Genomic DNA, 26,197 nt, shown 5'->3' with positions numbered 1-26,197 from the left:
ATGCATGCTACGGGCTATCGGCTTTGGCCCGCGCTGGCCGATGAATGCGACTGAAGGCCCAGTACGACCCGTTCCAGCAGTTCCGCCAGTCGTGAGAGTCTGGCGGCGAAGTAGGTTTGGAGGATTGCGCCAAGCATGATTCCGATGGCCAGTGCCACAGTGTAGGAGGGGACCTCGATCGGCACTTTGATCTGCATGAGCTTCTGCGCCGTATCCGACCCGGTGATGATCAAGCCCGCCATTGCGCCCAGTAGACCTCCAGTATTGGCACGTGCCAAGCGGACTCGGCATTCCGACTGCAGGTGGCGGATCAATTGCTGCAAACGCGCGCATGTCCCGGCGGGCTCCATGGGCGAGGAAGCCTTGCCATTCGCTGCTTGCTTCTGCGCACTGTAGATCCGCTCCTGAAGTGCGGCAGCGACCCAATCGTCGCGGCGGAGTGCTTGATCGATACCTGTCAGTCGTGTGCGATACATCGTCAATGCCGAGTGAACGGCATCCAGTGCGAACCAGACTGCCCAGAGCAGCGCGAGGACCACAAGGAAAATCATGAATCCCAGACCCATGGGATTCCAGAAGGTTTGGTCGCCTTCATACGCAAATTGCTTGATGATGGCGGCCATTGCGATCACGGTCAGCAGGACGGCGAGCGCGATTCCGAGGGCGACCAGTACCGTATCGCTGAGGATCGGAGGGGAGTGTGCCTTGCGCGCTTTCACATAAGCGCCATCAAATTCCTTCATCTCGTTGAAGAGCGAGGCAACATCCAGTGTGATCGGGTCTTTCTTTGCCTTGTCCATAAGCCCAGATGTTCACGGTCCTGCCTTCCATATCGGTACCGGATGGGCGGACTTGAATCAGTTGCAGGCGCTCAGGATGGGCGCGCTGTCAATCCAGGTCGACGGGGACTGCAGAAACGAAAAAACCCGCTTTCGCGGGTTTGATCATCTTGAGTCATGGTGCCCAGGAGAGGACTCGAACCTCCACGGTTTTACCCGCTAGTACCTGAAACTAGTGCGTCTACCAATTCCGCCACCTGGGCGACTCAGGAGAGAAATTGTGCGGTAAGCACGCCGATGTGTCAACACAATTTCACACTTATTTTTCAGTGCGAACGCCCAGGTGCTGCAGCAGGCTGCGCATCGGTGCTGACAGTGCCTGCGCGTCGGCAATGCACACGCAGAGACGACGCTGTGCCCAGGCATCTTCCAGTGGAACTGCAACGGTGCCGGTGCTGCGCCGGTGTTGCCGGGCCAGCGTGCGCGGCATGATGCCCACGCCGATGCCGTGGCCGACCATCGTGCACAGGCCCTCGAAGGTTTTCATGCGGATGCGCACATCCAGCACGCGACCGGCGGCAGCGGCCAGTTCTTCGATGTAGGTCTGCAGGGCATTGCCGTCGGCCAGCGCGACGAAAGTTTCACCCAGCACATCGGCGAAGGACACGCTGCGGCGCTGGGCGAAACGGTGGTGGCCCGGCAACAGCATCACCAGCGGATCTTCGGCCACCACATGGCGCTGCAGTCCCTCGGCCGGCACGGCGTCGCTGATGATGCCGGCCTCGGCCTGCCCGGCGCGCAGTGCGCGCACGACTTCGTTGCTGGTGCGCTCGTGCAGTTCCACCCGCAGCCGTGGCCGCTGGGCCAGCCACGGTGCCAGGCGCGAGGGCAGGTAGTTGGTCAGCGCAGCGGTATTGGCATACAGGTGCAGGGTGCCGCGCGCGCCCTGTGCGAATGCCTGCAGCTCGCCGCGCAGCTGCGTCTGCTGCTGCACGATCAAGCGCGCATGGTGGGCGAGGGCGGCACCGGCTTCGGTCAGGCTTACCCCGCGTGGATGCCGGTCCAGCAGCGTGCTGCCGGCATCGGCTTCGATGGCGCGCAGGCGTTCACTGGCCGATGCCAGGGCCAGGTTGGCCTGTGCCGCACCGGCGGTGATGCTGCCCGCGTCGGCGACGGCCAGGAACAGGCGCAGATCGGCAATGTCCAGTCGCATGGGAATGACCTCGGCAGGGCGGCTGCCTTCGGCTGGTCCGAAGGGTGGGGCCGCAAAGCCGCATTGTGCGCCGTTGCCGCGGCCGCTCCAATGGCGGCATGAACGAGGCGATGTACTTCTATGGGTTGCTGGTGGTGGTGTTCGTGCTGGCCGGCGTGGTCAAGGGCGTGACCGGCATGGGGCTGCCGACGGTGGCGATGGGCCTGTTGGGCGGCGCGTTGTCGCCGGTGGCGGCCGCATCGATGCTGTTCATTCCCACCTTCGTCACCAACGCGTGGCAATTGGTGTCCGGTCCGTCGCTGGGCGGCATCGTGCGGCGGCTGTGGCCGATGATGCTGGCAGTGGTGGTGGTGACCCTGGCTTCGGCAGCGCTGCTGGTGCGGGTCGACCGCACCGGGTCGCGCGTTGCCCTGGGCCTGGCCCTGGTGGTCTATGCGGCCTATGCGCTGCTGGCGCCGGTGTTCCGCGTGCCGCAGCGGCGCGAGCGTTGGTTGGGGCCGCTGGTCGGTGCGCTGTCGGGCGTGGTCACCGGTGCGACGGGTGTGTTCGTGATGCCGGCGGTGCCGTACCTGCAGTCGCTGGGGCTGCAGCGCGAGGAACTGGTGCAGGCGCTGGGGCTGGCGTTCACCGTGTCAACGATTTCGCTGACCACCGGACTGGTGATGCACGGTGCATTCGGCATCCAGCAGCTGGGCCTGAGTGCGCTGGCGGTGGTGCCGGCGCTGCTGGGCATGTGGCTGGGCCAAGTGATCCGGCAGCGCATCAGCGCACGGGTGTTCCGCGCCTGTTTCCTCGGGTTCCTGCTGCTGCTTGGGCTGGAACTGGTGTTGCGGCCGCTGTTCTGATGCCGGATTCCGGGCATGAAAAAACCCGCTTTCGCGGGTTTTTCTCATTCTCGACGTGGTGCCCAGGAGAGGACTCGAACCTCCACGGTTTTACCCGCTAGTACCTGAAACTAGTGCGTCTACCAATTCCGCCACCTGGGCGTCGAGGAGCGAGATTATGGGGTGCTGTGACGGGGGTGTCAATACTTTTTGCAGGGCCGGGGTCGGAACCCGTTTCGCGTGCGAAAGTGGCTCTGACCCCAAGGGCTGGTGTCGGGGTCAGAGCCCTTTGCCTCGCGGAAAGCGATCCGACCCTCGACGCCAAATCGCGGGCAAAAAAAATCCTCGCCGAAGCGAGGAGTTTTTTCGTTGGTGCCCAGGAGAGGACTCGAACCTCCACGGTTTTACCCGCTAGTACCTGAAACTAGTGCGTCTACCAATTCCGCCACCTGGGCGTTCCAGAGGCGCAATTGTGAAGATGAATCCGGGGACTGTCAACGACTTTCTGAAATTTATTAATCCAACGCCTCCAAGGCGGGCGCTGACCCGTTCTGCACGCCATCAACGGCTACCATGTAGGGCGATGACTACCAAAAAACCAAGCAAGGGCGGGAGCAATTCCCGCAGCCAGGCCCCAAAGAAGGGCGCCAAGGCGGGCGCAGCCCGCATCACCAAGCCGGGCAAGCCGTTGCCGGGCTGGTTCCCCGAATTGAATGAAGGCGGCGCACCGCCGCGCGGCCGCAAGGTCCGCAATACCGATGCCACTGCCCCCGGCCCGGCGCCGGGCCGTAAGCTGCCGCCGACCGGCAAGGTGATCGACGATCCCTATGCCGCGCGCGAAGCCGAGAAATACGAACAGCCCATCGCCAGCCGCGAGGCCATCCTGGCCCTGCTGGAGCGTTGCGAAGGGCCGCAGACCGCCGAGGAACTGGGCGCACGCCTGGGACTGACCGCGCCGGACCGTGCCGAGGCGCTGTCGCGCCGGCTCGGCGCCATGGTCCGTGATGGCCAGCTGGTGCAGAACCGCCGTGGCGGCTTCGCCCCGATCCAGACCCTGAACCTGGTGACCGGCGTGGTGATCGCCAACCCGGAAGGGTTCGGCTTCCTGCGCCCGGTCGAGGGTGGCGATGATCTGTTCCTGCCGCCGTATGAAATGCGCAAGGTGATGCACGGCGACAAGGTGCTGGCCCGCGTGACCGGCATCGACCACCGTGGCCGTCGCGAAGGCAGCATTGCACGCGTGCTCGAACGCGGCATGACCCGCCTGATCGGCCGCTTCAGCATCGAGATGGGTATCAATTACGTGGTGCCCGACGACAAGCGCGTGCAGCGCAACGTGCAGGTGCCGCCGGACCAGACCGGTGGCGCGCGTGACGGCCAGCTGGTGGTCTGCGAGCTGACCCAGGCGCCGGACAGCCGCCGTCCGCCGATCGGCCGCATCATCGCCGTGCTCGGCGACAAGCTGACCGCCTCGCTGGTGGTGGAAACCGCGATCCACGGCCACGAACTGCCGTTCGAGTTCCCGCAGGAAGTGCTGGACGAAGCCGCGTCGGTGCCGATGGTGGTCGAGCCGGCGATGATCGGCGACCGCGTCGACCTGCGCAGCACGCCGCTGGTGACCATCGATGGTGAAGATGCCAAGGACTTCGACGACGCGGTGTACTGCGAACCGAATGCCGATGGCTTCCGCCTGGTGGTGGCGATTGCCGATGTATCCAACTACGTTCGCCCCGGCACGCCGCTGGACGAGGAAGCGCAGAAGCGCGCGACCTCGGTGTATTTCCCGGGCTTCGTGGTGCCGATGCTGCCGGAGACGCTGTCCAACGGCATCTGCTCTTTGATGCCGAAGGTCGACCGCATGTGCTTCGTCTGCGACATGCAGATCGACCGCGACGGCCTGGTCACGCATTCGCGCTTCTACGAAGCGGTGATGAACTCGCACGCGCGCCTGACCTACACCCAGGTGTGGAAGGCGGTGGGCGAGGACGATGCCGATACCAAAGCCTGGATGGGCGACCTGCTGCCGCAGGTACAGCGCCTGCACCAGCTGTACAAGGTGCTGTCCAAGGCGCGCACCAAGCGCGGTGCCATCGAGTTCGAAAGCAGTGAAGTGCGCTTCGTGCTGGACAACCGCGGTGAAGTCACCCAGGCCGGCATGCTGGTGCGCAACGACGCGCACAAGCTGATCGAGGAATGCATGATCGCGGCCAACGTCGAGGCGGCGAAGTACCTGCTGTCGCGCCACGTGCCGGCCCCGTACCGCATCCACGAGAAGCCGCCGGAAACCAAGTACGCCGACCTTCTGGAATTCCTCAAGGAGTTCAAGCTGAGCCTGCCGCCGTGGTCGAAGGTGCGCCCGGGTGACTACACCAAGCTGCTGAAGAAGATCCGCGACCGCCCCGATGCCACGCTGCTGGAATCGGTGCTGCTGCGCAGCCAGAGCCTGGCGATCTACAGCCCGGAGAATCACGGCCACTTCGGCCTGGCGCTGGAGGCGTACGCGCATTTCACCTCGCCGATCCGCCGCTACCCCGATCTGCTGGTGCATCGCGCGATCAAGCACGCACTGTCCGGCAAGCCGCTGGACAAGTTCACCTACAACGCCCGCGAGATGGCCGCGCTGGCACTGCAATGTTCCGAACGCGAGCGACGTGCCGACGAGGCAGAGCGCGAGGTGGACGAGCGCTACCGCGCCGCGTGGATGGAAAAGCATGTGGGCGGCCAGTTCGACGGCGTGATCAGCGGCGTAACCAGCTTCGGCCTGTTCGTGGAACTGGACGAGTCGAAGGTGCAGGGCCTGGTGCACGTGACCCAACTGCCGCAGGACTATTACAAGTTCGACGCCACCCGCAAGACGCTGACCGGCGAACGCCGCGGCAGCAGCTACCGCCTGGGCGACCGCGTGCGCATCCTGGTACTGAAGGCCAGCATGGAAGAGCGCAAGATCGATTTCCGCCTGGTCGAGCACAAGGGCGAGGACGAAGGCGATGGCCTGCCGCCGCTGCCCGAGCGTGGCAAGCCGGCCAAGCGCACCAAGAAGCAATATTGATGAAAGGCGTGCCGACCAACGGTCGGCCCCCACCTCACCCGGTAGGTGCCAACCGTGCGTTGGCACGACGTTTCGGAGGAACGCACCATGTAAGGCCAACCCGAATACAGCGGCGGCTGCCAGTGCGGCGCGATCCGCTTCCAGGCGCGCGGTGCGCTGACCGACAGCTCGATCTGCCATTGCCGGATGTGCCAGAAGGCGTTCGGTGCCTATTACGCGCCGCTGGTATCCGTGCGCGGCGTGCAGTTCAGCTGGACCCGCGGCCAGCCGCGCTATTTCCAGTCGTCCAACGTGGTGCGGCGTGGCTTCTGCGCCGACTGCGGCACGCCGCTGACCTACGAGGCGCCGGACGGCGTGGCGGTGGCCGCCGGTGCCTTTGACGAACCCGAGCGCCTGCCGCCGACGATCCAGTACGGAGTCGAGCGCAAGCTGCCGTTTGTCGATACGCTGGCCAGCCTGCCGGCCCGTCGTACCGAGGAAGACATCGCGGCGCTGGAGTTCCTGGCTACCATCGTGTCCCATCAGCACCCGGACCACGACACGCCGCACTGGCCGCCGCGCAGCCGTTCAGCCGAAGGGTGAAAGGCGGGTAGCGCCGGGCCATGCCCGGCGAGCGCGAAGCGCGGCCGCCGCCGATGCTCTACCATAGCCACCCCCTTTCCGGTCCCCGCCCGCATGAGCAAGAACAGCCAGTGGATCGTCGGCGTCAACGCCGTCGCCTCCTCCATCGAGAACGACGCCGAGAACGTCCGCGAAGTGCTGGTCGAGGCCGGTGCGAAGAACCCGCGCCTGACCGAGATCGAGGAAAATGCCCGCCGCAAGGGCATCGACGTGCGCAAGGTGAACAGTCAGGCGCTGGATGGCGTGGGCGGTTCGGTGCGCCACCAGGGCGTGGCCGCGCGCTATGCTGCTGCCCGCACCTACAGCGAGAACGAGCTGGAAGGCCTGGTCACCGCAGCCGAAGGCAAGGCCCTGCTGCTGGTGCTGGACGAAGTGCAGGACCCGCACAACCTCGGCGCCTGCCTGCGCTCGGCCGCTGCGGCCGGTGCGACCGCCGTGATCATCCCCAAGGACAAGTCGGCTACGGTCAATGCCACCGTGCGCAAGACCTCGGCCGGTGCCGCCGATCTGATCCCGGTGGTGGCGGTGACCAACCTGTCGCGCTGCCTGAAGGACCTGCAGAAGCTGGGCGTGTGGATCTATGGCCTGGCCGGTGAAGCCACCGCTTCGCTGTACCAGCTGGACCTGAAGGGCAACATCGCCCTGGTGCTCGGTGGCGAGGCCGATGGCCTGCGTCGCCTGACCCGCGAGAACTGCGATGGCCTGGTCAAGATCCCGATGCCGGGCGAGATCGAGAGCCTGAATGTCTCGGTCGCTGCCGGCGTCAGCCTGTTCGAGGCCGTGCGCCAGCGCGGTTGATCCGCCAGCGGTCTTGTAGAGCCGAGCCCACGCTCGGCTGTCGCGCGCAGCGCGGGCGCGTCTTCCCGATCAGAAAGCAGCCGAGCATGGGCTCGGCTCTACAGAAGTAGCGTGTCGACCCAGGTCGACACCTGCCCGGTAGTCGCCAACCTTGGTTGGCGCTCTCGCTGCTTCACCCCGCGCTGCCGCCCAACGCCTTGAACAGGGTGACGTCGTTATTCAGCTGCCCCTGGCGCACGCGCGCCAGCGACAGCTCGGCATCGCGCCGGGTCTGCTGCGCTTCCAGCCAGGTGCGCAGGTCGGTGGCGCCCACGCGGTAACGCACTTCCTGCGCGCGCTCCACTTCCACCGCTTCGTCGTACGAGGCCTGCGAGGCCGCCACCTGGCGTGCCAGCTGTTCGCGCGCGGACAACGCGTTGTCCACTTCCGAGAGCGCGGTGTACAGCGTCTTGCGGAAGTTTGTGGCGGCGATCTGATAGGCGGTGCCGGCGATATCCGTATCCAGCTGCGCGCGCTGCAGGTTGAGGAACGGCAGCGACAGGCCCGCGCCGAGCGTGGCCACCGGGTTGCGCAGCACATCACCCAGCGAGGTTGCACTGGAGCCGAGGCTGCCGGTCAGGCTCAACGCGGGGTAGTACTGGGTGGCGGTCACCTTGATGGTCTTCAGGCTGTTGCGCAGGCGAAGTTCGGCCGCGCGCAGGTCGGGACGGCGGCCGAGCAGGTCGGCCGGCAGGCCTTCGCTGATGCCCGGGCTGTGTGCGCCCAGCAGGTCCTGCGGCTCGTCCTGCTGCGGCCACGGCGTGCCGTCCAGCAGCACGGTCAGCGCATTGCGCACCTCCACCCGCTGCTGTTCCAGCGCGCTCTGCGAGGACCGCTGCGACTGCAGGTTCTGCAGTGCCTGGCGCACTTCCAGGCGCGACACAGCACCGGCATCGAAGCGCGCCTGCACCAGTTCGCGGGTGCGTTCGAGCCGCTCCAGGTTGGCCTGCCCGGTGGCGATCGACTGGTTGAGATAGGCCAGGTTCCAGTACTGGGTGATGGTGTCGCTGATCACCAGCAGCGCGGTGTTCTGCCGGTCTTCCTCGCTGGCCTGGGCTTCCCAGCGGGCGATGTCGCGCTGGGTGCGCAGGCGGCCCCACAGATCGACCTCCCAGCCCAGCGAGACGCCAGTGGAATAACTGCGGCGCCAGTCGTCGGCTTGGTCGGTGGCGCGGCTGGCATTACCGCTTACGCCGGACGAAGAAGGCTGCGGCCACAGCGCGTTGCTGGCCAGCCCGGCCTGCAGGCGTGAGCGTTGCACGGCCAGGCCGGCGGCGGCAAGGTCGCTGTTGGCGACCAGCGCGCGGGCCACCAGACGGTCCAGCCGCTCATCGCCGAAGCCGGTCCACCAGGTGTCCTGGCGGATGTCGCGGCCGGGGGTATCCAGGCTGCTGCGCGGGTCGTCGGCCGGTGCATTGAGCGTGGCATCGCCACGCCCGTAGCTGGCCGCCACGTCGGGGTCCTGCACCGGATAGCGACCCACCGAGGCACACGCGGACAGGGCGAGCAGGACAGCGCCGGCCAGCAGCAGGCGCGAGGGAGCGGGGAAGGGCAGTCGGGTCATCATCGTCATTCGCGGGCCAGGGCCTCGACCGGGTCGAGCTGCGCGGCATTGCGCGCGGGCAGGAAGCCGAACGCCACGCCGATCAGGGTCGAGCAGGCGAACGCGGCAACAATCGAAGCGGTGGAGAACAGCACCTGGAAGTCACTGGCGAAGCGGCCGATCATCGAGCCCAGCAGCAAGGCCAGGCCGATGCCGAGTACGCCACCGAGCAGGCACACCAGTACCGCTTCGATCAGGAACTGCTGGCGGATGTCACTCTGCCGTGCGCCCACGGCCATGCGCACGCCGATCTCGCGCGTTCGCTCGGTCACCGACACCAGCATGATGTTCATCACGCCGATGCCGCCGACCAGCAGCGCGATGGCGGCAATGGCGCCGATCAGCAGGGTCATCGTGCGCGTGGTCTGTTCGATGGTCTCGCGGATCTCGGCGCTGTTGCTGAGGAAGAAATCCTCGGTGCCGTGGCGCAGGGTCAGCAGGCGGGTGATCGCTTCCTGTGCGGCATCCATCGGCGTGCTGTCGTCCACGCGTACGGTGATGCTGGAGACGTGGCTCTGGCCGAGCATGCGCGACATCACCGTGGTGTAGGGCACCCATACGCTGAGGCTGGTGCTGCCACCGAAGCCGAAGCTCTGCCGCTTGGCCACGCCGACCACGCGTGCCGGCACGTTGCCGAGCAGGATCACCTGGCCGATCGGATCGACATCGGGGAAGAACTGGGTCTGGGTGTTCTCATCGATCACCGCCACCTGGCCCAGGCCCTTCACCGCATCGGCATCGAAGAAGCTGCCGCTGAGCAGGTTCACGCCCTTGACCCGGAAGAACTGCTCGCCGACACCGCTGACCTGCGCGGTGGACGACTGGTTGCGGTAGCGCGCGGTGACCGAACTGGACACGCTGGGCGTGGCGCTGTCCACATAACTCTGCCGGGACAGGGCATCGGCATCGCTGGCCTTGAGGGTCTGCACGCGGGCCGAGCGCATGTCGCCGAAGCCGCGGCCGGGATAGACGTCGATGGTGTTGGTGCCCAGCGCACTGATGTTCTGCAGGATCTGCTGCTGCGAGCCGTTGCCCAGCGCCACCACCGAGACCACCGAGGCAATGCCGATGATGATGCCGAGCATGGTCAGGAAGGTGCGCAGCCGATGCGCGTTCATCGCCAGCAGGGCCATGCGGAACGCTTCGGTGAAACGATCCCGGGCCGCCCGCCAGCTGTTGCCGTGGGCAACGCCGGTGCTGGCTTCGCGCTGCGCACGGTAGGTCGGTGCCTCCGGGTTGGCGCGGTCGGCGATGATCTCGCCATCACGGATCTCGATGATGCGCTGCGCGTGCTGGGCCACGCTCATGTCGTGGGTGACGATGATGATGGTGTGGCCTTCGGCATGCAGCTCCCCGAGGATCGCCATCACTTCTTCGCCGGATTTCGTGTCCAGCGCGCCGGTCGGTTCGTCGGCCAGGATCACCTCGCCGCCGTTCATCAGCGCACGCGCGATCGATACGCGCTGCTGCTGGCCGCCGGACAACTGGCCCGGCTTGTGGTGCATGCGATCACCCAGGCCCAGCCGCTGCAGCAGCTGTTCGGCGCGCGCGTTGCGCACCGGGCCGGGGCTGCCGGCATACACCGCGGGGACTTCCACGTTGCCACGCGCGTCCAGGTCACCCAGCAGGTGGTAGCGCTGGAAGATGAAGCCGAAATGCTCGCGGCGCAGTTCGGCCAGTTCGTCCGGCTCCATCCTGCCGGTTTCGCGCCCGGCCACCTGGTAGCTGCCGCGGGTAGGGCGGTCGAGGCAGCCGAGAATGTTCATCAGCGTCGACTTGCCCGAGCCGGACTGGCCGACGATCGCCACCATCTCGCCGGCGTGGATATCCAGGTTGACGTCACGCAGTACGGCGATGACGTCATCGCCAGCCGGGAATTCGCGTCGCAGGTCGCGCAGGCGCAGCAGCGGCGCCGTCGTGCTCATCGGCGCGGACCCATGCCCGGGCCGCCGACCCGCATCTGCATGCCGCCACGGCTGCCGCCACCGGCCGCAGCCGCATTGGCCTCGCCGACCACCACGCGCTCGCCTTCCTTCAGCCCGGACAGGATTTCTGCCGAGGCGCCGTTGTTGATGCCGACCGTCACCTTGCGCGGCTGCGGCTGGCCCTTGTCATCCAGCACCCGCACCATGCGCTCATCGCCACGGCGCTTCGGCCCCAGCGCTACCGCCGGCACCATCAGCACGTTCTTGGCCTGCTTGAGCAGTACCGAGACCTGCGCGGTCATGTCGATGCGCAGCGTGCCGTCCGGGTTTTCCACGTCGAACAGCGCGTTGTAGTAGACCGCGCTGCTGGAACTGGAGCTGGACGAACTGCTGGAACTGGAGGAGTTCTCGTTGGCGATCGAGGCCGGCGCCGGATTGATCTGGCGCAGGGTGGCGTGGTATTTGCGGTCCGGGTCACCCAGGGTGGTGAAGTACACCGGCATGCCGGCCTTGATCTTGACCACGTCGGCCTCGGAGATCTCGGCATTGACGGTGACGACGTCCAGCCGCGCCAGCATCACGATGGTGGGCGCGGTCTGGTTGGCGTTCACGGTGCGGCCTTCCTCGGCCACCACCGCCACCACCGTGCCATCCATCGGCGCGGTGATGCGGGTGTAGGCCAGGTTGGCGCGGGCGGTGCCCAGTTCGGTCTGGCGACCCTTGATCTGCGCCTCGTAGGACTGCAACTGGGCGCGGGCGGTCTTCAGCTGGGCCTCGGCGGCATCATATTCCTGGCGCGAGGTGGCTTCGGCGGCCAGCATCTGCTGCTGGCGCGCGAACTCCAGTTCGGCCTGGCGCAGGGTGGCCTGCTGCACGGCGCGCTGGGCGGTGACCTGGTCCAGCGAGGCCTGCGCGTTGAGCACTTGGTTCTGCTGGGTGGTGGCGTCGATCTCGGCGATCAGGTCGCCTTCCTTCACCGTGTCGCCCAGCTGCACCTTCAGCGACTTGATCTGGCCCGAGGCCTGCGCACCCACGCTGACCAGCTTGTAGGCGTCGATCACGCCGGTGGCATCCACGGTCTGTTCGATGTCGCCGCGGCTGACCGGGGTGGTCGCCACGGCCGGGGCGGCGGGCTTGCGAAGCAGCCACCAGGCGGCCACGGCAACGATCAGGGCAAGCAGGGCGATCAGTATCAGGCGACCCCGGCGGGTCGCGGGCAACAGGCGGAACGTCACGTCGTGGCTTCACTCTCGGGCCGCGGTGGCGGCGTTGGTGGGCATTGTGAAGACCGGGCGATGGGCGGCTCAATCCTCGGGGTATGTCTCTATGTAACACTGTCGGTGAATACGCGTAACCACAGGTATCCCGCCCCCGGCTGGATACACTGGTACGCATTGCCCCGGATGCGGTTCAGCTGCCGACACGGGATGATCGCGCCATGGAGACTGAAAACACGATGCATCGACTGCTGATCGTCGACGACGACAACGACATCCGCACCCTGTTGGCCGAGCAGCTCGGCCGTGCCGGTTACCAGGTGAGCACCGCCGCCGATGGCACTGCCATGCGCCAGCTGCTGGACCGCGAGCACGTGGATCTGATCGTGCTCGACCTCAACCTGCCGCGCGAGGATGGCCTGACCCTGTGCCGCGACCTGCGCGCACGATCGAACACGCCGGTGATCATGCTGACCGCGCGCGCCGAGCCGATCGACCGCGTGCTGGGCCTGGAAATGGGCGCCGACGACTATCTGGCCAAGCCGTTCGAACCGCGCGAGCTGCTGGCGCGCATCCGCAACGTGCTGCGCCGGACCGAGGCGCTGCCGGCCAATCTCGAGCCCCTGGCGGTGCGCCGCGCGCGCTTCTCGCGCTGGGTGTTCGATCTGGAGCATCGCCACCTGGTGGACCCGGACGATCGCGTGGTGGTGCTGTCCGGCGCCGAGTTCCGCCTGCTGCGGGTGTTCATCGCGCATGCCAACAAGGTGCTGTCGCGCGAGCAGCTGGTCGCGCTCAGCAGTGGCCGCAACTATGAGGCGCAGGACCGCGCGATCGATCTGCAGGTCAGCCGCCTGCGCAACAAGCTGGGCGATGATGGTGGCCCGGATGGCCTGATCAAGACTGTGCGCAACGAAGGCTACGTACTGGCCTCCTCGGTGAACCTGGAATAAGCCGCCATGAAGCGCCTGCGCCATTTCCTGTCCTCGATGGTCGGGCGGTTGTTCGTCATCCTGCTGCTGGGCATGAGCGTGGCTGCGATCGGCGCGACCATGCTGGCTACGTCCAAACGCCAGCAGGAGTTCGAGCGGCAGAACCTGAACCGCATTGCCGACCGCCTGCAGGGCTACGTCAACCTGCTCGATGGCAATCCCGAACTGCGTGAGCGCCTGCTTGAGGTCGGTGGGCCCAGCGTGCGTGCGCTGCAGCCCGGCGCGCGCCTGGGGCGGGCGGATACCGCACTGATGGAAGTCCTGGATGACCGGCCCGGCCCGGTGTCGCGCGCGCACGTGCACTTCACTTCGTTCCGTTCCTGCATTCCCAAGCTGCAGGATCTGCTGCCGCCGCCTCCGCCCGGGCACCGGCGGCATCCGCGTGAGCGCGATCCGGCCTTCATTCCGCCCAAGTGCCGCGCGGTCGACGTGACGCTCAACGACGGTACGCTGCTGAAGCTGGCGCTGGATTCGCCGGCGGTGGCCCACAACGGCATTCTGGCCGTGGACCCGTGGTTCCTGACCCTGCTGGTGCTGGCCATCGCCGTGCTGGCCTACATCGTCGCGCGCATGGCCAGCGCGCCGCTGCAGGAGCTGGCGGCCGCCGCCGAGGATCTCGGCGACGATCTGCAGCGCGATCCACTGCCATTGCGCGGACCGCGCGAGGTGCAGCGCGCCGCCGAGGCCTTCAATGCCATGCAGCACCGCCTGCAGCGGCACCTGGCCGAACGCACGCAGATGCTGGCGGCGATTACCCACGACCTGCAGACCCCGTTGACCCGCCTGCGCCTGCGCCTGGAGAACGTCAGCGACGAGGTGCTGCGCGAACGCCTGATCGGCGATCTGGCGGCGATGCAGGCACTGGTGCGCGAAGGCCTGGAGCTGGCCCGCAGCGCAGAGAGCGCCGAGCAGCGCGCCGCGCTGGATCTGGATTCGTTACTGGAAAGCATCGTGGAAGACGCCGCCGAGGGCGGTGCCGACGTGGTCTTCGAAGGTGGCACCGGTGCGGTGCTGATGCTGCGCCCGCTGGCCATGCACCGGCTGTTCTCCAACCTGGTGGACAACGCCGTGATGTATGCCCACCGCGTGCGCGTGCGGGTGGAGCGCAGCGGCGGCGCGATCACGGCGATGGTGTCCGACGATGGCCCGGGCCTGGCCGAGGATCAGCTGGAAGCCGTGTTCGATCCGTTCGTGCGGGTGGAGACCTCGCGTTCGCGCGAAACCGGCGGCGCCGGTCTGGGCTTGACCATCGCCCGCGCCCTGGCCGAAAAGGATGGCGCGCGGCTGTGGCTGCGCAACCGCGCCGAAGGCGGGCTGGAGGCGGTAGTGCAGTGGCCGGCCAGTGCACAGGTGGTGCCGCCAGGCCGGGCCGGCTGAGCCTGCCGGCCGCACGGTGATGACGCCGGGGCCAGGGTTTGGCCTATCATCTGCGCATCTCCCCAGTTTCTCCCCGATGAGTCAGCCTGTTCCTGCCGGCACGCTGTTCCGCGTTGCCCGGTCGTTCCCGCTTGCTGCCATGCCCTGCAGCCGCCACCGGCCACTGCCGCCGAGCTGATGGGCAGGCCAGGGGACAACGGGTGCTGGGTGGAGCGCCGCGTTTCGAAAGCCAGGCAGGCGCTGCAGCGCGGCCTGCTGTGGCTGTTGCTTGTCCTGGCGCTGCCGCTGGCCGCGCAGGAGGGAGCACCGACCCTGCGCGACTACGCCATCGATGTGTGGACCTCGCGCAATGGCCTGCCGCACAACTCGCTGCGCGATATCGCGCAGACCCCCGAGGGGCATCTGTGGTTTGCCACCTGGGAAGGCCTGGTGCGCTACAACGGCCTGGATTTCACCGTGTTCGACCGCAGCACCCGCCCGGGGCTGCGCGACAACGGCATCGGCGCACTGCTGGTGGATCGGCAGGGTGGGCTGTGGATCAGTGATTCGCGCGGTAATGTCAGCCATCGCGGCAACGACGGCCAGTGGCGGGTCTGGGAGCATCAGGCCGACACCCCGCAGGTGCTGATCCAGTCCATGCAGATGGACAGCCAGGGGCGCCTGTGGTTGCTGTACGAAGGCAAGGGCATCGGCTATCTGACGCCGGACAAGGGCATCGTCTACCAGGCACCGGCGGCCGACCTGCCGATGGCGATGAGCTTCACCAAGCTGGTGGTCGATGCGCAGGACCGGGTCTGGGTTGGCACGCTGGACGGGCTGGTGCTGCGCGACAACGACGGCGTGCTCAAGCGCGCACCCGCGGCGTGGGGCCTGGGTGCCGGCACGGGCCTGTCATGGCCGTACCGGGCGCCGGATGGCGCGCTGTGGATCGTCGCCGGCGAGCGCCTGTACCGCGTGGAGGACGATCAGCTGGTGCTGGTGCACCGGCTGCCGGGACAGCTGCACATGACCTCGATGCTGCAGGACCGGCACGGCGACCTGTGGCTGGGAACCGAGAACCAGGGCCTGCTGCGGATCTCGGCGCATGGGCTGGAGCGGTTGCCGGCCGGCCTGAACCTGCCGGGCGGGCGCGTTGTCAGCCTGCGCGAGGATGCCGAAGGCAGCATCTGGGTGGGGGCCAACGGTGGCCTGTACCGCCTGCGAGAAACCCTGTTCAGCAGCTACACCGAGCGCGATGGTCTCAGTGGCGACTATGTGCGCACGGTGCTGGAGGACCGCGACCGCCAGTTGTGGGTCGGCAGCGCCAGTGGCCTGGATCTGCAGACCGCCGATGGCCGCTTCCGCGCAATGCCGCTGCACAACCGCGGCGGCAAGGCACCTTCGGTGCTCAGCCTGGCGCAGGGCCCGGACGGTGACCTGTGGGTCGGAACGTTTGGCGATGGTGTCTACCGTCTTGGCCGCGATGGCCGGCTGCGGCACAACTATGCCGCCGCCGATGGCATGCCGGGCGGCAACATCCGCGCGATCAGCGTGGACCCGCAGGGCGTGGTCTGGGCAGGCACGCAGAAGGGCGTAGTCCGCATCGACGGCGACCGCGTGCAGGTATCAAACGTTGTGGGCATGCCCAGTGGCCTGATCACCGCACTCGAGCATGATCACCAAGGCAATCTGTGGATCGGCACCATCGAGGGCATCCGCGTGCTGCGTGGCGACCACGTGCAGTCGATCGACCTGGCACCGATGGGCGGGGGCCGCAGTGTGTTCGGCTTCCATCAGCTGGGCGATGCGATGTGGGTCAGCAGCGACCGCGGCCTGTACCGCTGGCGCGACGGAAAACTGGCACGCGTCGGCCTGGAGCAGGGCATGCCGGTGGATGCAGTGTTCCAGCTGGTGCCGGACCGCCTGGGCAATGTGTGGATCAGCAGCAACCGTGGCGTGCTGCGTACCGACATGGCCACCCTCAACGCCGTGGCCGATGGCCGCGCACCGCGGGTAGTGGTGGAGCGCTACAACGAGATCGACGGCATGGCCAACGCACAGGCCAACGGCAGCTCCGGACCCTCGGCGATCCTGCGCCAGGACGGCACGTTCTGGGTGGTCACCGCCGGTGGACTGAGCACCGTCGACCCGCAGCGCCTGCAGCGTTTCCGTGAGCGTCCTTCACCGCCGGCAGCGATCGAGAGCGTGCAGGTGGATGGCGCCCCCGTGCATTGGGAGGGCCCGGATCGCAACTACATTCCCGGTGGCCGACGTCTGGCGGTGAGCTATGTGGGCCTGAGTTACCTGATGTCGGACCGGATCCGCTATCGCACGCGGCTCGATGGCCTGGACACCGGCTGGGTCGAGCGCGGCCCACAGCGCAGCGTCGAGTTCGTCGGCCTGCCTCCAGGTGACTACACCCTGCACGTGTCGGCGGCGCATCCGGGCGGGGCCTGGGGCCAGCAGGAAGCCGTGTGGAGCTTCACGGTGGAGCCGTTCTGGTGGCAGCGCCGCAGCGTGCAGGTGCTGGGCGGGCTGCTGCTGCTGGCCGGGCTGGTTGTGCTGTACCGCCTGCTGCTGCAGCAGCTGAAGGCCAGCAACCTGCGCCTGGCACGGCGCGTGGACGAGGCAACCTTCGACCTGCAGGCCAAGACCGTGCACCTGCAGGCACTGAACCAGGAAAAGACCGAGCTGGCCGAGCGCCTTGCACGGCAGGCCGAGGCTTTCGAGCGTCAGGCGCGCGAGGATGCGCTGACCGGGCTGGCCAATCGCCGTGCCTTCGACGAAACGCTGGCGCGCGATTTCGCCCGTTCACAGCGCAGCGGCCACCCGCTGTGCCTGGTGGTGCTGGACATCGACCACTTCAAGGACGTCAACGACCGGCACAGCCACAGCATTGGCGATGCTGTGCTGGTGCAGGTGGCAAGGCTGATCGCCGCGGCCTGCCGCGACTCGGACCTGCCCGCGCGTACCGGTGGCGAGGAGTTCGCGCTGCTGCTCAACGACACCCGCCTGGAAGAAGCCGCGCAGCTGTGCGCGCGCCTGCGTGGCCTGTTCCATGACCACCCCGACTGGGCCGGTGTAGCGGGCCTGCGCGTGACCTTCAGTGCAGGCCTGGTGGAACTGGATGCCGATGACCGCACCCCGGCGCTGCTGTACCAGCGCGCAGACCGCGCGCTGTACCGCGCCAAGAGCGACGGCCGCGATCGCACGAGCATCGGCTGAATTCATCCGCGCATGGCGTGGATCTGCCGCGCGACCCGCTGCTTCTGACTTCGTTTTTTCTGATCTTTCCGTGGCGCCCACCCTGCCCGGCCTCAACCGGGATGCCTCACCCCACCACGAGGGGCGCCGCCGTTGGCTGTCTTACCGCGGCCAGGCGTTGGCGATGGTGCAGAACAATCGCGCGGTCTGTTCGGTGTCATACACCGCGCTGTGCGCTTCGTTGGCATCCCAGCCCAGCCCGGCAGCCGTGGCGGCACGCGCCAGCACGGTCTGCCCGTAGGCGATGCCGGCCAGGGTGACGGTGTCGAACACGCTGAACGGATGGAACGGATTCCGCTTGTGGCCGGTCCGGGCCACCGCGGCGTTGACGAAGCCCAGGTCGAAATGCGCGTTGTGGCCGACCAGGATCGCGCGCTGGCAGCCGTACTTCTTCATCGCCGCGCGTACCGGGGTGAAGATGTGGTCCAGTGCGGCCTTCTCTTCCTTGGCCAGCCGGAACGGGTGGTCGAGGATGATGCCGGTCACTTCCAGCGACTTCGGGTCGATTTCCAGGCCCTCGGCTGGCACCACGTGAGCACTGGCGGTCTGGCCGGGGTAGAGCAGGCCGTTCTCGTCCATCTCGATCGGCACCGCGGCGATTTCCAGCAAGGCGTTGCGCTGGCTGTCGAAGCCGCCGGTTTCCACGTCCACCACTACCGGCAGGAAGCCGCGGAAGCGTTGTGACATCGCGCGCTGCGCCTGGGGGACTGCGGAATCGGAGGCGGCGGCAGGTGCGGGGGTGGGGTCATTCATCCGTGAATTCTAGCAGAGCGACCCTGAGCGCCCGGCCAGCCTTCGGTGCATGCGTTCCCTGCGCGGGCGTGTGTCGACCAAGGTCGACACCTACCGGGCCACCGCGCGCTCAGGATTCCGTTGGGTGCCAACCTTGGTTGGCACGGTGCGCGCCGACCAAGGTCGGCATCTACCGGACTGTCGGCCGCGCAGGCCTGGCCGAGGGAGACCAACGCGCCAACCACGCATCCACGCTCAGCTTGCCGGGGCCGGTGAACAGCAGTGGCAGCAGCATCGCCATGAACAGCACCGGCAGCTTGAAGCTGCCGTAGCCCTGGTCGCTGATCGCATACCCCATGGCCAGGTCGGCCAGCGAGTTCCACTCCATCGGCCAATGCACCGCATAGGTGGCCACCACTGTCAGCACCAGCAGGCTGGCGGCGGCAAATCGGGTGCCGAAGCCGAACAGCAGGCAAGCAGCGCCGACCAGCTCGAACCAGGTCGCCAGCTGCCAGTTCAGCGTTGCCGGCAACTGGTCGAACGGGAACGGGAAGGCATCCTGCAGGTCGGCAAACCAGTTCTGGCCGTGCAGCTTCTCACGGCCGGATTCGAAGTATTCCCAGGCCAGCAGCAGGCGCAGGCCGAGCGGGGCCAACCAGGGGGCGAGACGGTCCAGCTGGCCACGCGCGGTGGCCAGGGTCGGAAGCTTCATCGGTGGATCTCCGGGGGAAGGGGGTGTCAGCCGGGGGCCGGCAGTGGGCCGATCACGCCGGCCTGCAGGAACTGCTGCAGCAACGCGGCACCGGGTCCGGCCAAGGCGTCCTCGGCCAACCCATGCGCCGCGGCCAGCTGCTGCAGGTAGCTGCGGCCATCGAGGCCAGGGTGTTCGCCGATGCTGGACAGCAGGTACACCGCCAGCGGGCTGAGCGTGGCGAACCGCACCTCGCCGTCGGCATCGCGGCGCACAAGAAGGCCCGTCGGCTCGGCTGGTGGCTCGGTGGGTGCATCCTCGGCGCCGAGGCGGTGCACCGGCCACTGGTACAGCAACGGCCAGGCCAGTGGTGAGCGTTGCAGCGGCACCCGCAGCGGGTCGATGTCCGCCGCGACCGGCAGCGGCCCGGCGTCCAGCTGGTACAGCGCGGTTTCCACCCACTCGTAGTGGGCCAGCTCGGCCAGCGCCGGGTGTGGCAGCTGCGGCTGCGCATGCAGCCATTGCACGAATTCAACAGCCAGTTCGGTGAACAATGGCGTCTGGCAGCGATGCGTGGCGAAGTAGTGGCGGACCAGCGTGCTCCAGGCCGGTTCGCCGAGCAGGCGCACGCAGACCGGGAAGCCGTTGCTCAACAGGCCGAGCAGGTTGTTGAACAGCAGCCGCTGGTACACCGCGACGCGGCGCGGTTCCAGCCCGGCCGGTGCAGCCACCGCCTGTGGATCGCGCAGGTGTGCGGTGAACGCGTACTGCTGCGCTCGCAGCGTGTCGGGGGTATCAGCCATATGCAGCCTCCGCGTGCACGGCCTGCAGGCGGCGGATGGTCTGCAGTTCGCCGCGCAGCTCGGCGTAGGGCGGGAAATTGAAATCGCGCTCGAGCAGGGTGGGGCGAGCGCCGATGCGCGCATAGGTGCGCGCCAGCAGCGCCCAGACCGGGTCGATCACCGCACTGCCGTGGGTATCGATCTTCAGGTCCGGCGCTTCATCCAGGTGCCCGGCCACGTGCAGGCAGACGATGCGGTCTGCGGGCAGGCCAGCGATGAACGCGTCGGCGTCGTAACCATGGTTGCAGGCGTTGACGTAGACGTTGTTGACGTCCAGCAGCAGGTCGCAGTCGGCTTCGGCAAGCACGGCATTGGTGAAGGCCAGCTCGTCCATCGCCGGCTCCGGCGCCAGGTAGTAGGAGACGTTCTCCACCGCGATGCGGCGGGCCAGCAGGTCCTGCACCTGGGCGATGCGCGCGGCGGTATGGTGCACTGCTTCATCGGTGAACGGAATCGGCAGCAGGTCGTACAGGTGGCCGTCGTCGCTGCAGTAGCTCAGGTGTTCGCTGTACAGCGGCACGCGGTGTTTTTCCAGGAACTGACCGACCTGCTCCAACAGCTGCGTATCCAGTGGCGCACTGCCGCCCAGCGACAACGACAGGCCGTGGCAGCTCAGCGGATGGCGCTGCGCCAGCTCGGCCAGCGCGTCACCGGCGGGGCCGCCGACATGGATCCAGTTCTCCGGCGCGCATTCGAGGAAATCGAAATCGCCGGCCGGTGCATCGCGCAGCTCCTGCAGCAGCGCCCGGCGCAGCCCCAACCCTGCGGCCGCCGCACGAAGCGGCAACCGCGGGTTGACGACGCTGGCGCGGACGTCAGTGCTTGCCACCGCACTTGCCTTCGCCACACTTGCCTTCGGCCGCCTTCTTGTCGCCGGTCTTGGCCTTGGCGCCTGCTGCCGCACCGGCAGCCTTGCCCTTGTCGGCACCGCACTTGCCTTCGGCGGTCTTGCCGTCGGCACCACACTTGCCTTCGGCATGCTTGGTCGCGTCAGCGGCCATCTTGGTGTCGGCGGCCTTGGCGTCGGTACTGGCCTTGGCTGCCTGTCCGGCCACCAGGTAGCCCTGGGCGAGGTCGCTCATGCTCAGGGCCGAGGCACTGGCGGTCATGCCCAGGCCGGCGGCCAGGGCGGTAGCAGTCAGCAGGGACAGGGTCTTGTTGGAACTGCTCATCGGTCGTGCTCCTGGGTGGTGTGGGCGGGTGCCCGGGTGGCCGGCAGGGATGCCGGTGGAAACGATGGTGCAGCGATCCTACTCAACGAATCCTCGCCAAGAACTCAAATTTTCGTGAGGTTTGTTACAGAAGCATCCGGAAGGTCCGCACCGGGCCAGCCCGGCGCCCACAATGCGGGGGAATACCCCAAAAAAGAAGGCCGCTGTCACCAGGACAGCGGCCACCTTGGACCCAGCTCCGTTGTTGCAGTGCAGCGTCAGATCTGGCCGGTGCTGGAGGTCTCGTCGCGCTTTTCACGCGGCGGCAGCGGCTGCTCGCCGTGCACCAGGAACCACACGTTCTCTGCGATGTTGGTGGCGTGGTCGCCCACGCGCTCCAGGTTCTTGGCCATGAACAGCAGGTGGGTGCACGGGGTGATATTGCGCGGGTCTTCCATCATGTAGGTCAGCAGCTCGCGGAACAGCGCGGTGTACTGCGCGTCCAGGCGCGCGTCGTCTTCGCGCAGTTCCAGTGCAGCGTCGGCGTCGTTGTCGCGGTAGGCGGCGATGGCACGGCGCACCTGCTGCGCGGCCAGGCGGCCGAGCGCACGCAGGCCCTGGATCTGCGGCAGCGGCGGCACCTTGCCCAGCGCGATCGAGCGCTTGGCCACGTTGGCCGCGTAGTCGCCGATGCGCTCGATGTCCGCCGGGATGCGCAGGCCTGCGAGGATCTCGCGCAGGTCACGCGCCATCGGCCCACGCAGCGCCAGACGCATCACGTCGTGGCTGATCTGCTGTTCCAGCGCGTCGATCGCTTCATCATTGGCAATGATGCGATGGGCAGCGTTCTCGTCGCGCTTTTCGATCACGTCCATCGCCGCTTCGAGCTGGGCGACGGCCATTTCGCCCATGCGCACGATTTCGGCCACCAGGCGCTGCTGCTCTTCGTCGTAGCTCTTGACGATGTGGTCGTTGGGAAGATTCATGGTCTGCAATCCGGGTAGAGCCAGGCCATGCCTGGCTGGGACATATGTCGAAGGAACAGCGTCGATCAGCCGAAGCGACCGGTGATGTAGTCCTCGGTCTGCCGCTGCGACGGCTGCGAGAAGATCACTTCGGTGCGGTCGTGCTCGATCAGGTCACCCAGGTACATGAAGGCGGTGTAGTCGGACACGCGCGCGGCCTGCTGCATGTTGTGGGTGACGATGACGATGGTGTACTCGTGCTTGAGCTCTTCCACCAGCTGCTCGATGCGGCTGGTCGAGATCGGGTCCAGCGCCGAGGTCGGCTCGTCCAGCAGCAGCACCGACGGGCGCAGGGCCACGGCACGGGCGATGCACAGGCGCTGCTGCTGGCCACCGGACAGGCCCAGCGCGCTCTGCCCCAGCTTGTCCTTCACTTCGTCCCACAGCGCGCCCTGGCGCAGCGCCTGCTCGACGCGGTCGGCCATGTCGGCCTTGCTCAGCTTCTCGTGGTGGCGGATGCCGTAGGCCACGTTCTCGAAGATGGTCATCGGGAACGGCACCGGCTTCTGGAACACCATGCCGACCTTGCTGCGCAGGCGGTTCATCGGGTACTTCGGCGACAGGATGTTCTCGCCGTCCAGCAGCACTTCACCGCGCGCTTCCAGCTTCGGGTACAGCGCGTAGATGCGGTTGAAGATGCGCAGCAGCGTGGACTTGCCGCAACCGGAGGGACCGATCAGCGCGGTCACGCGCTTTTCCGGAATCTCCAGGTTGATGCCCTTCAGGGCGTGGAACTTGTCGTAGTAGAAGTCCAGTCCACGCGCAGCCAGCTTCACCGGCGACGGCGTGTGCAGGCTCTCGTGCGAGGACGGCACGGCGATGCGCTGCATCGGCACGGCGTTGGAAAGGTCGTTCATGGCGTTATCCACGGAAAGGTCAGTCATGGGAGATACGGTTGCGCAGCAGGATGCCGCGGGCGGCAAGGCTGACCAGCAACACGAAGACAGTCAGCACCAGGGCACCGGCCCAGGCCAGAACCTGCCAGGATTCATACGGGCTGCCGGCGAACTGGTTCATCACCACCGGCACCGAGGCCATCGGCTGGAAGATGTTGTTGTTCCAGTACTGGTTGCCGAAGGCGGTGAACAGCAGCGGGGCGGTTTCGCCGGAGATGCGCGCCAGCGCCAGCAGAATGCCGGTGATGATGCCGGCTGATGCACTGCGGTACAGAACCTGCACGATCACCTTCCACTGCGGAATGCCGAGCGACAACGCCGCTTCGCGCATCTGCGAGGGCACCAGGCGCAGCATTTCGTCGGTGGTGCGCACCACCACCGGCAGCACGATGAAGGCCAGCGACAGGGCACCGGCGAACGCCGAGAAGTTGCCGCCGGTCTGCATCACGTACAGGGTGTAGACGAACAGGCCGAGCACGATCGACGGTGCCGACAGCAGGATGTCGTTGACGAAGCGGACCACGGTGCCGGCCTTGCGGGCGTTGCCGTACTCGGCCAGCCAGGTGCCGGCCAGCACGCCCAGCGGGGTGCCGATGCCGATCGCCAGCGCACACATCACCGCGCTGCCGAAGAAGGCGTTGGCGAGGCCGCCTTCCTGCATCGGCGGCGGCGTCATCTTGGTGAAAAGATCCCAGTTGATGCCGGCCAGGCCCTTCGAGGCCAGGGTGAACAGGATCCAGCCCAGGAAGAACAGGCCGAACAGCGCTGTGGCGCAGGAGGCGGTGATCGCAACGACATTGCCGATGCGGCGGCGCAGGTACAACGAATCAGCGGTGGTGGACATCAGTTGCCCTCCTTGCGGGACAGGCGCATCAGCATCAGGCGGGCGATGGCCAGCACCACGAAGGTGACGATGAACAGGACAAAGCCGAGCAGCAGCAGGGCCGAGCGGTAGGTTTCAGTGGCTTCGCCGAAATCGTTGGCGATCAGCGCGGCGATGGTGGTGCCCGGTTCCAGCAGCGACGGCGACAGGCGCACGCTGTTGCCGATCACGAAGGCGACCGCCATCGTCTCGCCCAGGGCGCGGCCGAGGCCGAGGAAGATGCCGCCGATCACCGCCGAGCGGGTGTAGGGCAGCACGATGTCCCAGCTCACTTCCCACTTGGTGGAACCCAGCGCATAGGCCGATTCCTTCAGGCGGGTCGGAACGGTCAGGAACACTTCGCGCATCACCGAGGAGATGAACGGAATGACCATGATGGCCAGCACGAAACCGGCGGTGAGCATGCCGATGCCCAGCGGCGGGCCCTGGAACATCGGGCCGATGATCGGCCATTCGCCCAAGGTCTCGTTGAGGAACGGGGTGACGTACTCGGTCATCACCGGTACCAGCACGAACAGGCCCCACATGCCGTAGATGATCGAGGGAATGCCGGCCAGCAGTTCGATGGCGGTACCGACCGGGCCACGCAGCCAGCGCGGCGCGACTTCGGTGAGGAAGAAAGCGATACCGAAGCTGACCGGCACGGCGATGACCATCGCGATGACGGCGGTGACCAGGGTGCCGTAGATCGGGGCGAGCGCACCGAACTTGTTTTCGACCGGATTCCAGTCGGCGGAGAAGAAGAAGCTCAGGCCCTGCATCTGCAGGGCATGGCGGCCGCCCCACAGCATCGAAAGCGCGGCGCAGGCCAGGGCGATCAGGACGAAGATGACGGTGCCGACCAGCACCCATCGGAACAGTTTGTCGTTGCGGGCATCACGCGCATCACGCGTGGACGGGGCGGCTACAGGCTGGGCGATGGCATTCATGGGGACGGCAGGGCCAGGAAGGGGCGGGGCGGCACGGCGTGGAAGAAGCGGTGCCCGCGTGGGGCGGGCACCGTCGTGTCCATCACTTCAGGTCGGTCGCCCAGTAGGCCTCGATCTGCTTGACCAGTTCGGCCGGCAGCGGCACGTAGTGCAGCTCGTTGGCCTGGGCCTGGCCGTTTTCGAAGGCCCACTTGAAGAAGGCCAGGGTGTCCTGGTTGCGCTTGGCATCCTTCGGCTGCTTCTGCATCAGCATGAAGTTGGTGGCGGTGATCGGCCACGCCTGCTCGCCCGGGGCGTTGGTGATGACCAGGTTGAAGTCCTTGGCGCTGGCCCAGTCGGCGCTGGCGGCCGCAGCGGCGAAGGTCTCCGCGCTCGGCTCGACCCAGTTGCCGGCCGCGTTCTGCATGGCGGTGTACGGCATGCCGTTCTGCAGCGCGTAGGCCAGTTCGACGTAACCGATCGAACCCTTGATCTGCTTCACGTACGAAGCGACGCCTTCATTGCCCTTGCCACCAACGCCGTCCGGCCACTGCACCGAGGTGCCTTCGCCGACCTTGCTCTTCCACTCCGGGCTGACCTTGGACAGGTAGTTGGAGAAGTTGAAGGTGGTGCCCGAACCGTCCGAACGGTGGACCAGGGTGATCTTGCCGTCCGGCAGCTTCACGCCCGGGTTGGCGGCGACGATGGCCGGGTCGTTCCAGGTCTTGACCTTGCCCAGGAAGATGTCGGCCAGCAGGGCGCCGCTCAGGCGCAGCTTGCCGCCTTCCAGGCCTTCGATGTTGACCACCGGTACCACGCCGCCGATGGCGGACGGGAACTGGGCCAGGCCGGCCTGGGCCAGCTCTTCGCTGCTCAACGGCTTGTCGGAGGAACCGAAGTCGACGGTGCCGGCCTTGATCTGGGCGATGCCGCCGCCGGAACCGATCGACTGGTAGTTGATCTTGGCGCCGGTGGTGGCGTTGTAGTCAGCCGACCACTTGGAGACCAGCGGGAAGATGAAGGACGCGCCCGCGCCGGACACTTCGGCGGTTACCTTGGCACCGGCGGCGGCCGGAGCGGCGGCACCGTCGGCAGCCGGCTGCTGCGCGGCCTGCTTGTCGCCACCGCAGGCCGACAGGCCCAGGGCGATGGCCAGGGAAAGGGCGGCAAGGCCGGCCGAGTGCAGTTTCATGGTCACTCCATAGCGGGGAAGAGCCGACGTCGTCGGCGGATGCGGCTATGAAATGATGTTTTTGTTACAGCCGTATTACGACCATGACAGAGGTGTCCTGGATCACGTTCTGACAAGGGTTTCACGGGGTTGCTACCAATCCGGCAGGTGCCCGGAAACCCCCGATCTGCGCACCGATATGACGGCCGGGGAAGGTAAAG

The 26,197-nt window shown here is 67.0% G+C and carries 22 protein-coding genes and 3 tRNA genes; 7 read left to right on the top strand and 18 right to left on the bottom strand.

The annotated features are described in order from the left end of the window. Positions 1-14 precede the first annotated feature (14 nt). The 3 genes from AASM09_RS15445 to AASM09_RS15435 form a co-directional block, all read right to left on the bottom strand. Positions 15-800, bottom strand: coding sequence for a hypothetical protein (locus AASM09_RS15445; protein WP_049427535.1), 786 nt, complete (start codon positions 798-800; stop codon positions 15-17). A 157-nt stretch (positions 801-957) separates the two neighbouring features. Continuing rightward, a tRNA-Leu gene (locus AASM09_RS15440) sits at positions 958-1,042 on the bottom strand. Positions 1,043-1,098: 56 nt separating this feature from the next. Further along, positions 1,099-1,992 (bottom strand): LysR family transcriptional regulator, encoded by an 894-nt coding sequence (locus AASM09_RS15435; RefSeq protein ID WP_049426718.1) that lies wholly within the window; start codon positions 1,990-1,992, stop codon positions 1,099-1,101. Between the two features lie 98 nt (positions 1,993-2,090). Here AASM09_RS15435 and AASM09_RS15430 point away from each other — a divergent pair, with 98 nt between their 5' ends. Continuing rightward, entirely contained in the window at positions 2,091-2,837 is a 747-nt protein-coding gene (locus AASM09_RS15430; RefSeq protein ID WP_049426719.1) for a sulfite exporter TauE/SafE family protein, read from the top strand. Between the two features lie 56 nt (positions 2,838-2,893). Here the strand turns inward: AASM09_RS15430 and AASM09_RS15425 are convergent. Beyond that, positions 2,894-2,978, bottom strand: a tRNA-Leu gene (locus tag AASM09_RS15425). Positions 2,979-3,186: 208 nt separating this feature from the next. Beyond that, a tRNA-Leu gene (locus AASM09_RS15420) sits at positions 3,187-3,271 on the bottom strand. 128 nt (positions 3,272-3,399) lie between these two features. On the opposite strand from AASM09_RS15420, the gene rnr reads away from it, so the two are divergent. From rnr to rlmB, 3 genes are all read left to right on the top strand, one after another. Continuing rightward, the gene (gene rnr / locus AASM09_RS15415; protein ID WP_049430106.1) at positions 3,400-5,865 is read left to right on the top strand and encodes a ribonuclease R; all 2,466 of its coding nucleotides are present in this window, start codon (positions 3,400-3,402) and stop codon (positions 5,863-5,865) included. Positions 5,866-5,997: 132 nt separating this feature from the next. Next, complete coding sequence (locus tag AASM09_RS15410; RefSeq protein ID WP_080355057.1) at positions 5,998-6,447, top strand: GFA family protein; 450 nt, start codon at positions 5,998-6,000, stop codon at positions 6,445-6,447. 93 nt (positions 6,448-6,540) lie between these two features. Next, positions 6,541-7,284 carry a 23S rRNA (guanosine(2251)-2'-O)-methyltransferase RlmB gene (rlmB, locus tag AASM09_RS15405; protein WP_049430104.1) on the top strand — a complete coding sequence of 248 codons (744 nt, stop codon included), beginning with the start codon at positions 6,541-6,543 and terminating at the stop codon, positions 7,282-7,284. Positions 7,285-7,456: 172 nt separating this feature from the next. On the opposite strand, the gene AASM09_RS15400 is transcribed toward rlmB, so the two are convergent. The 3 genes from AASM09_RS15400 to AASM09_RS15390 are packed head-to-tail and all read right to left on the bottom strand — an operon-like array spanning position 7,457 to position 12,086. Then, positions 7,457-8,896, bottom strand: a complete 1,440-nt coding sequence (locus tag AASM09_RS15400) for a TolC family protein (RefSeq protein ID WP_049430103.1) — start codon at positions 8,894-8,896, stop codon at positions 7,457-7,459. Then, positions 8,893-10,851 carry a MacB family efflux pump subunit gene (locus AASM09_RS15395; RefSeq protein WP_049430102.1) on the bottom strand — a complete coding sequence of 653 codons (1,959 nt, stop codon included), beginning with the start codon at positions 10,849-10,851 and terminating at the stop codon, positions 8,893-8,895. The genes AASM09_RS15400 and AASM09_RS15395 overlap by 4 nt, the downstream gene beginning before the upstream one ends. Then, the gene (locus AASM09_RS15390) at positions 10,848-12,086 is read right to left on the bottom strand and encodes an efflux RND transporter periplasmic adaptor subunit (protein ID WP_049430101.1); all 1,239 of its coding nucleotides are present in this window, start codon (positions 12,084-12,086) and stop codon (positions 10,848-10,850) included. Before AASM09_RS15390 ends, AASM09_RS15395 begins: the two co-directional genes overlap by 4 nt. A gap of 203 nt (positions 12,087-12,289) precedes the next feature. On the opposite strand from AASM09_RS15390, the gene AASM09_RS15385 reads away from it, so the two are divergent. The 3 genes from AASM09_RS15385 (at position 12,290) to AASM09_RS15375 (ending at position 17,638) form a co-directional block, all read left to right on the top strand. Beyond that, a complete protein-coding gene (locus tag AASM09_RS15385) occupies positions 12,290-13,018 on the top strand; it encodes a response regulator (protein WP_005408779.1) in 729 nt (242 codons plus the stop codon). 6 nt (positions 13,019-13,024) lie between these two features. Further along, a complete protein-coding gene (locus AASM09_RS15380; protein ID WP_049428723.1) occupies positions 13,025-14,434 on the top strand; it encodes an ATP-binding protein in 1,410 nt (469 codons plus the stop codon). Between the two features lie 177 nt (positions 14,435-14,611). Further along, entirely contained in the window at positions 14,612-17,638 is a 3,027-nt protein-coding gene (locus tag AASM09_RS15375; protein WP_049428725.1) for a ligand-binding sensor domain-containing diguanylate cyclase, read from the top strand. A 141-nt stretch (positions 17,639-17,779) separates the two neighbouring features. Here the strand turns inward: AASM09_RS15375 and rnt are convergent, their stop codons facing one another. From rnt to pstS, 10 genes are all read right to left on the bottom strand, one after another. Next, positions 17,780-18,364, bottom strand: a complete 585-nt coding sequence (gene rnt, locus AASM09_RS15370; RefSeq protein WP_005408782.1) for a ribonuclease T — start codon at positions 18,362-18,364, stop codon at positions 17,780-17,782. A 235-nt stretch (positions 18,365-18,599) separates the two neighbouring features. Further along, on the bottom strand, positions 18,600-19,121 hold the full coding sequence (locus AASM09_RS15365) for an HvfX family Cu-binding RiPP maturation protein (RefSeq protein WP_049428729.1): 522 nt from the start codon (positions 19,119-19,121) through the stop codon (positions 18,600-18,602). A 26-nt stretch (positions 19,122-19,147) separates the two neighbouring features. Beyond that, the gene (locus AASM09_RS15360) at positions 19,148-19,903 is read right to left on the bottom strand and encodes an HvfC family RiPP maturation protein (protein WP_049428732.1); all 756 of its coding nucleotides are present in this window, start codon (positions 19,901-19,903) and stop codon (positions 19,148-19,150) included. Further along, a complete protein-coding gene (locus AASM09_RS15355; RefSeq protein ID WP_049428734.1) occupies positions 19,896-20,771 on the bottom strand; it encodes an HvfB family MNIO-type RiPP peptide maturase in 876 nt (291 codons plus the stop codon). The genes AASM09_RS15360 and AASM09_RS15355 overlap by 8 nt, the downstream gene beginning before the upstream one ends. Then, positions 20,758-21,114, bottom strand: coding sequence for an HvfA family oxazolone/thioamide-modified RiPP metallophore (locus AASM09_RS15350; protein ID WP_049428737.1), 357 nt, complete (start codon positions 21,112-21,114; stop codon positions 20,758-20,760). The genes AASM09_RS15355 and AASM09_RS15350 overlap by 14 nt, the downstream gene beginning before the upstream one ends. A 257-nt stretch (positions 21,115-21,371) precedes the next feature. Beyond that, complete coding sequence (gene phoU, locus AASM09_RS15345; RefSeq protein WP_049444209.1) at positions 21,372-22,079, bottom strand: phosphate signaling complex protein PhoU; 708 nt, start codon at positions 22,077-22,079, stop codon at positions 21,372-21,374. A 65-nt stretch (positions 22,080-22,144) separates the two neighbouring features. Beyond that, entirely contained in the window at positions 22,145-22,975 is an 831-nt protein-coding gene (gene pstB / locus AASM09_RS15340; RefSeq protein ID WP_005408788.1) for a phosphate ABC transporter ATP-binding protein PstB, read from the bottom strand. A gap of 19 nt (positions 22,976-22,994) precedes the next feature. Next, positions 22,995-23,858 (bottom strand): phosphate ABC transporter permease PstA, encoded by an 864-nt coding sequence (pstA, locus tag AASM09_RS15335; protein WP_032127902.1) that lies wholly within the window; start codon positions 23,856-23,858, stop codon positions 22,995-22,997. After that, positions 23,858-24,826 (bottom strand): phosphate ABC transporter permease subunit PstC, encoded by a 969-nt coding sequence (gene pstC, locus AASM09_RS15330; protein ID WP_005412771.1) that lies wholly within the window; start codon positions 24,824-24,826, stop codon positions 23,858-23,860. Before pstC ends, pstA begins: the two co-directional genes overlap by 1 nt. Positions 24,827-24,908: 82 nt before the next feature. Then, the gene (pstS, locus tag AASM09_RS15325; RefSeq protein ID WP_049428038.1) at positions 24,909-25,997 is read right to left on the bottom strand and encodes a phosphate ABC transporter substrate-binding protein PstS; all 1,089 of its coding nucleotides are present in this window, start codon (positions 25,995-25,997) and stop codon (positions 24,909-24,911) included. Between the last annotated feature and the right edge of the window lie 200 nt (positions 25,998-26,197).

Origin of the sequence: Stenotrophomonas maltophilia (assembly GCF_039555535.1) — a bacterium.
Lineage (GTDB): Bacteria > Pseudomonadota > Gammaproteobacteria > Xanthomonadales > Xanthomonadaceae > Stenotrophomonas > Stenotrophomonas maltophilia_Q.
The sequence above is the reverse complement of the archived record's forward strand: the minus strand, read 5'-3'. Positions and strand labels throughout refer to the sequence as shown.

Coding starts and splice junctions, on each gene's coding strand:
- AASM09_RS15445 (WP_049427535.1), bottom strand. CDS start 800: ATGGACAAGGCAAAGAAAGACCCGATCACACTGGATGTTGCCTCGCTC.
- AASM09_RS15435 (WP_049426718.1), bottom strand. CDS start 1,992: ATGCGACTGGACATTGCCGATCTGCGCCTGTTCCTGGCCGTCGCCGAC.
- AASM09_RS15430 (WP_049426719.1), top strand. CDS start 2,091: ATGAACGAGGCGATGTACTTCTATGGGTTGCTGGTGGTGGTGTTCGTG.
- rnr (WP_049430106.1), top strand. CDS start 3,400: ATGACTACCAAAAAACCAAGCAAGGGCGGGAGCAATTCCCGCAGCCAG.
- rlmB (WP_049430104.1), top strand. CDS start 6,541: ATGAGCAAGAACAGCCAGTGGATCGTCGGCGTCAACGCCGTCGCCTCC.
- AASM09_RS15400 (WP_049430103.1), bottom strand. CDS start 8,896: ATGACGATGATGACCCGACTGCCCTTCCCCGCTCCCTCGCGCCTGCTG.
- AASM09_RS15395 (WP_049430102.1), bottom strand. CDS start 10,851: ATGAGCACGACGGCGCCGCTGCTGCGCCTGCGCGACCTGCGACGCGAA.
- AASM09_RS15385 (WP_005408779.1), top strand. CDS start 12,290: ATGGAGACTGAAAACACGATGCATCGACTGCTGATCGTCGACGACGAC.
- AASM09_RS15380 (WP_049428723.1), top strand. CDS start 13,025: ATGAAGCGCCTGCGCCATTTCCTGTCCTCGATGGTCGGGCGGTTGTTC.
- AASM09_RS15375 (WP_049428725.1), top strand. CDS start 14,612: ATGGGCAGGCCAGGGGACAACGGGTGCTGGGTGGAGCGCCGCGTTTCG.
- rnt (WP_005408782.1), bottom strand. CDS start 18,364: ATGTCACAACGCTTCCGCGGCTTCCTGCCGGTAGTGGTGGACGTGGAA.
- AASM09_RS15365 (WP_049428729.1), bottom strand. CDS start 19,121: ATGAAGCTTCCGACCCTGGCCACCGCGCGTGGCCAGCTGGACCGTCTC.
- AASM09_RS15360 (WP_049428732.1), bottom strand. CDS start 19,903: ATGGCTGATACCCCCGACACGCTGCGAGCGCAGCAGTACGCGTTCACC.
- AASM09_RS15350 (WP_049428737.1), bottom strand. CDS start 21,114: ATGAGCAGTTCCAACAAGACCCTGTCCCTGCTGACTGCTACCGCCCTG.
- phoU (WP_049444209.1), bottom strand. CDS start 22,079: ATGAATCTTCCCAACGACCACATCGTCAAGAGCTACGACGAAGAGCAG.
- pstB (WP_005408788.1), bottom strand. CDS start 22,975: ATGAACGACCTTTCCAACGCCGTGCCGATGCAGCGCATCGCCGTGCCG.
- pstA (WP_032127902.1), bottom strand. CDS start 23,858: ATGTCCACCACCGCTGATTCGTTGTACCTGCGCCGCCGCATCGGCAAT.
- pstC (WP_005412771.1), bottom strand. CDS start 24,826: ATGAATGCCATCGCCCAGCCTGTAGCCGCCCCGTCCACGCGTGATGCG.
- pstS (WP_049428038.1), bottom strand. CDS start 25,997: ATGAAACTGCACTCGGCCGGCCTTGCCGCCCTTTCCCTGGCCATCGCC.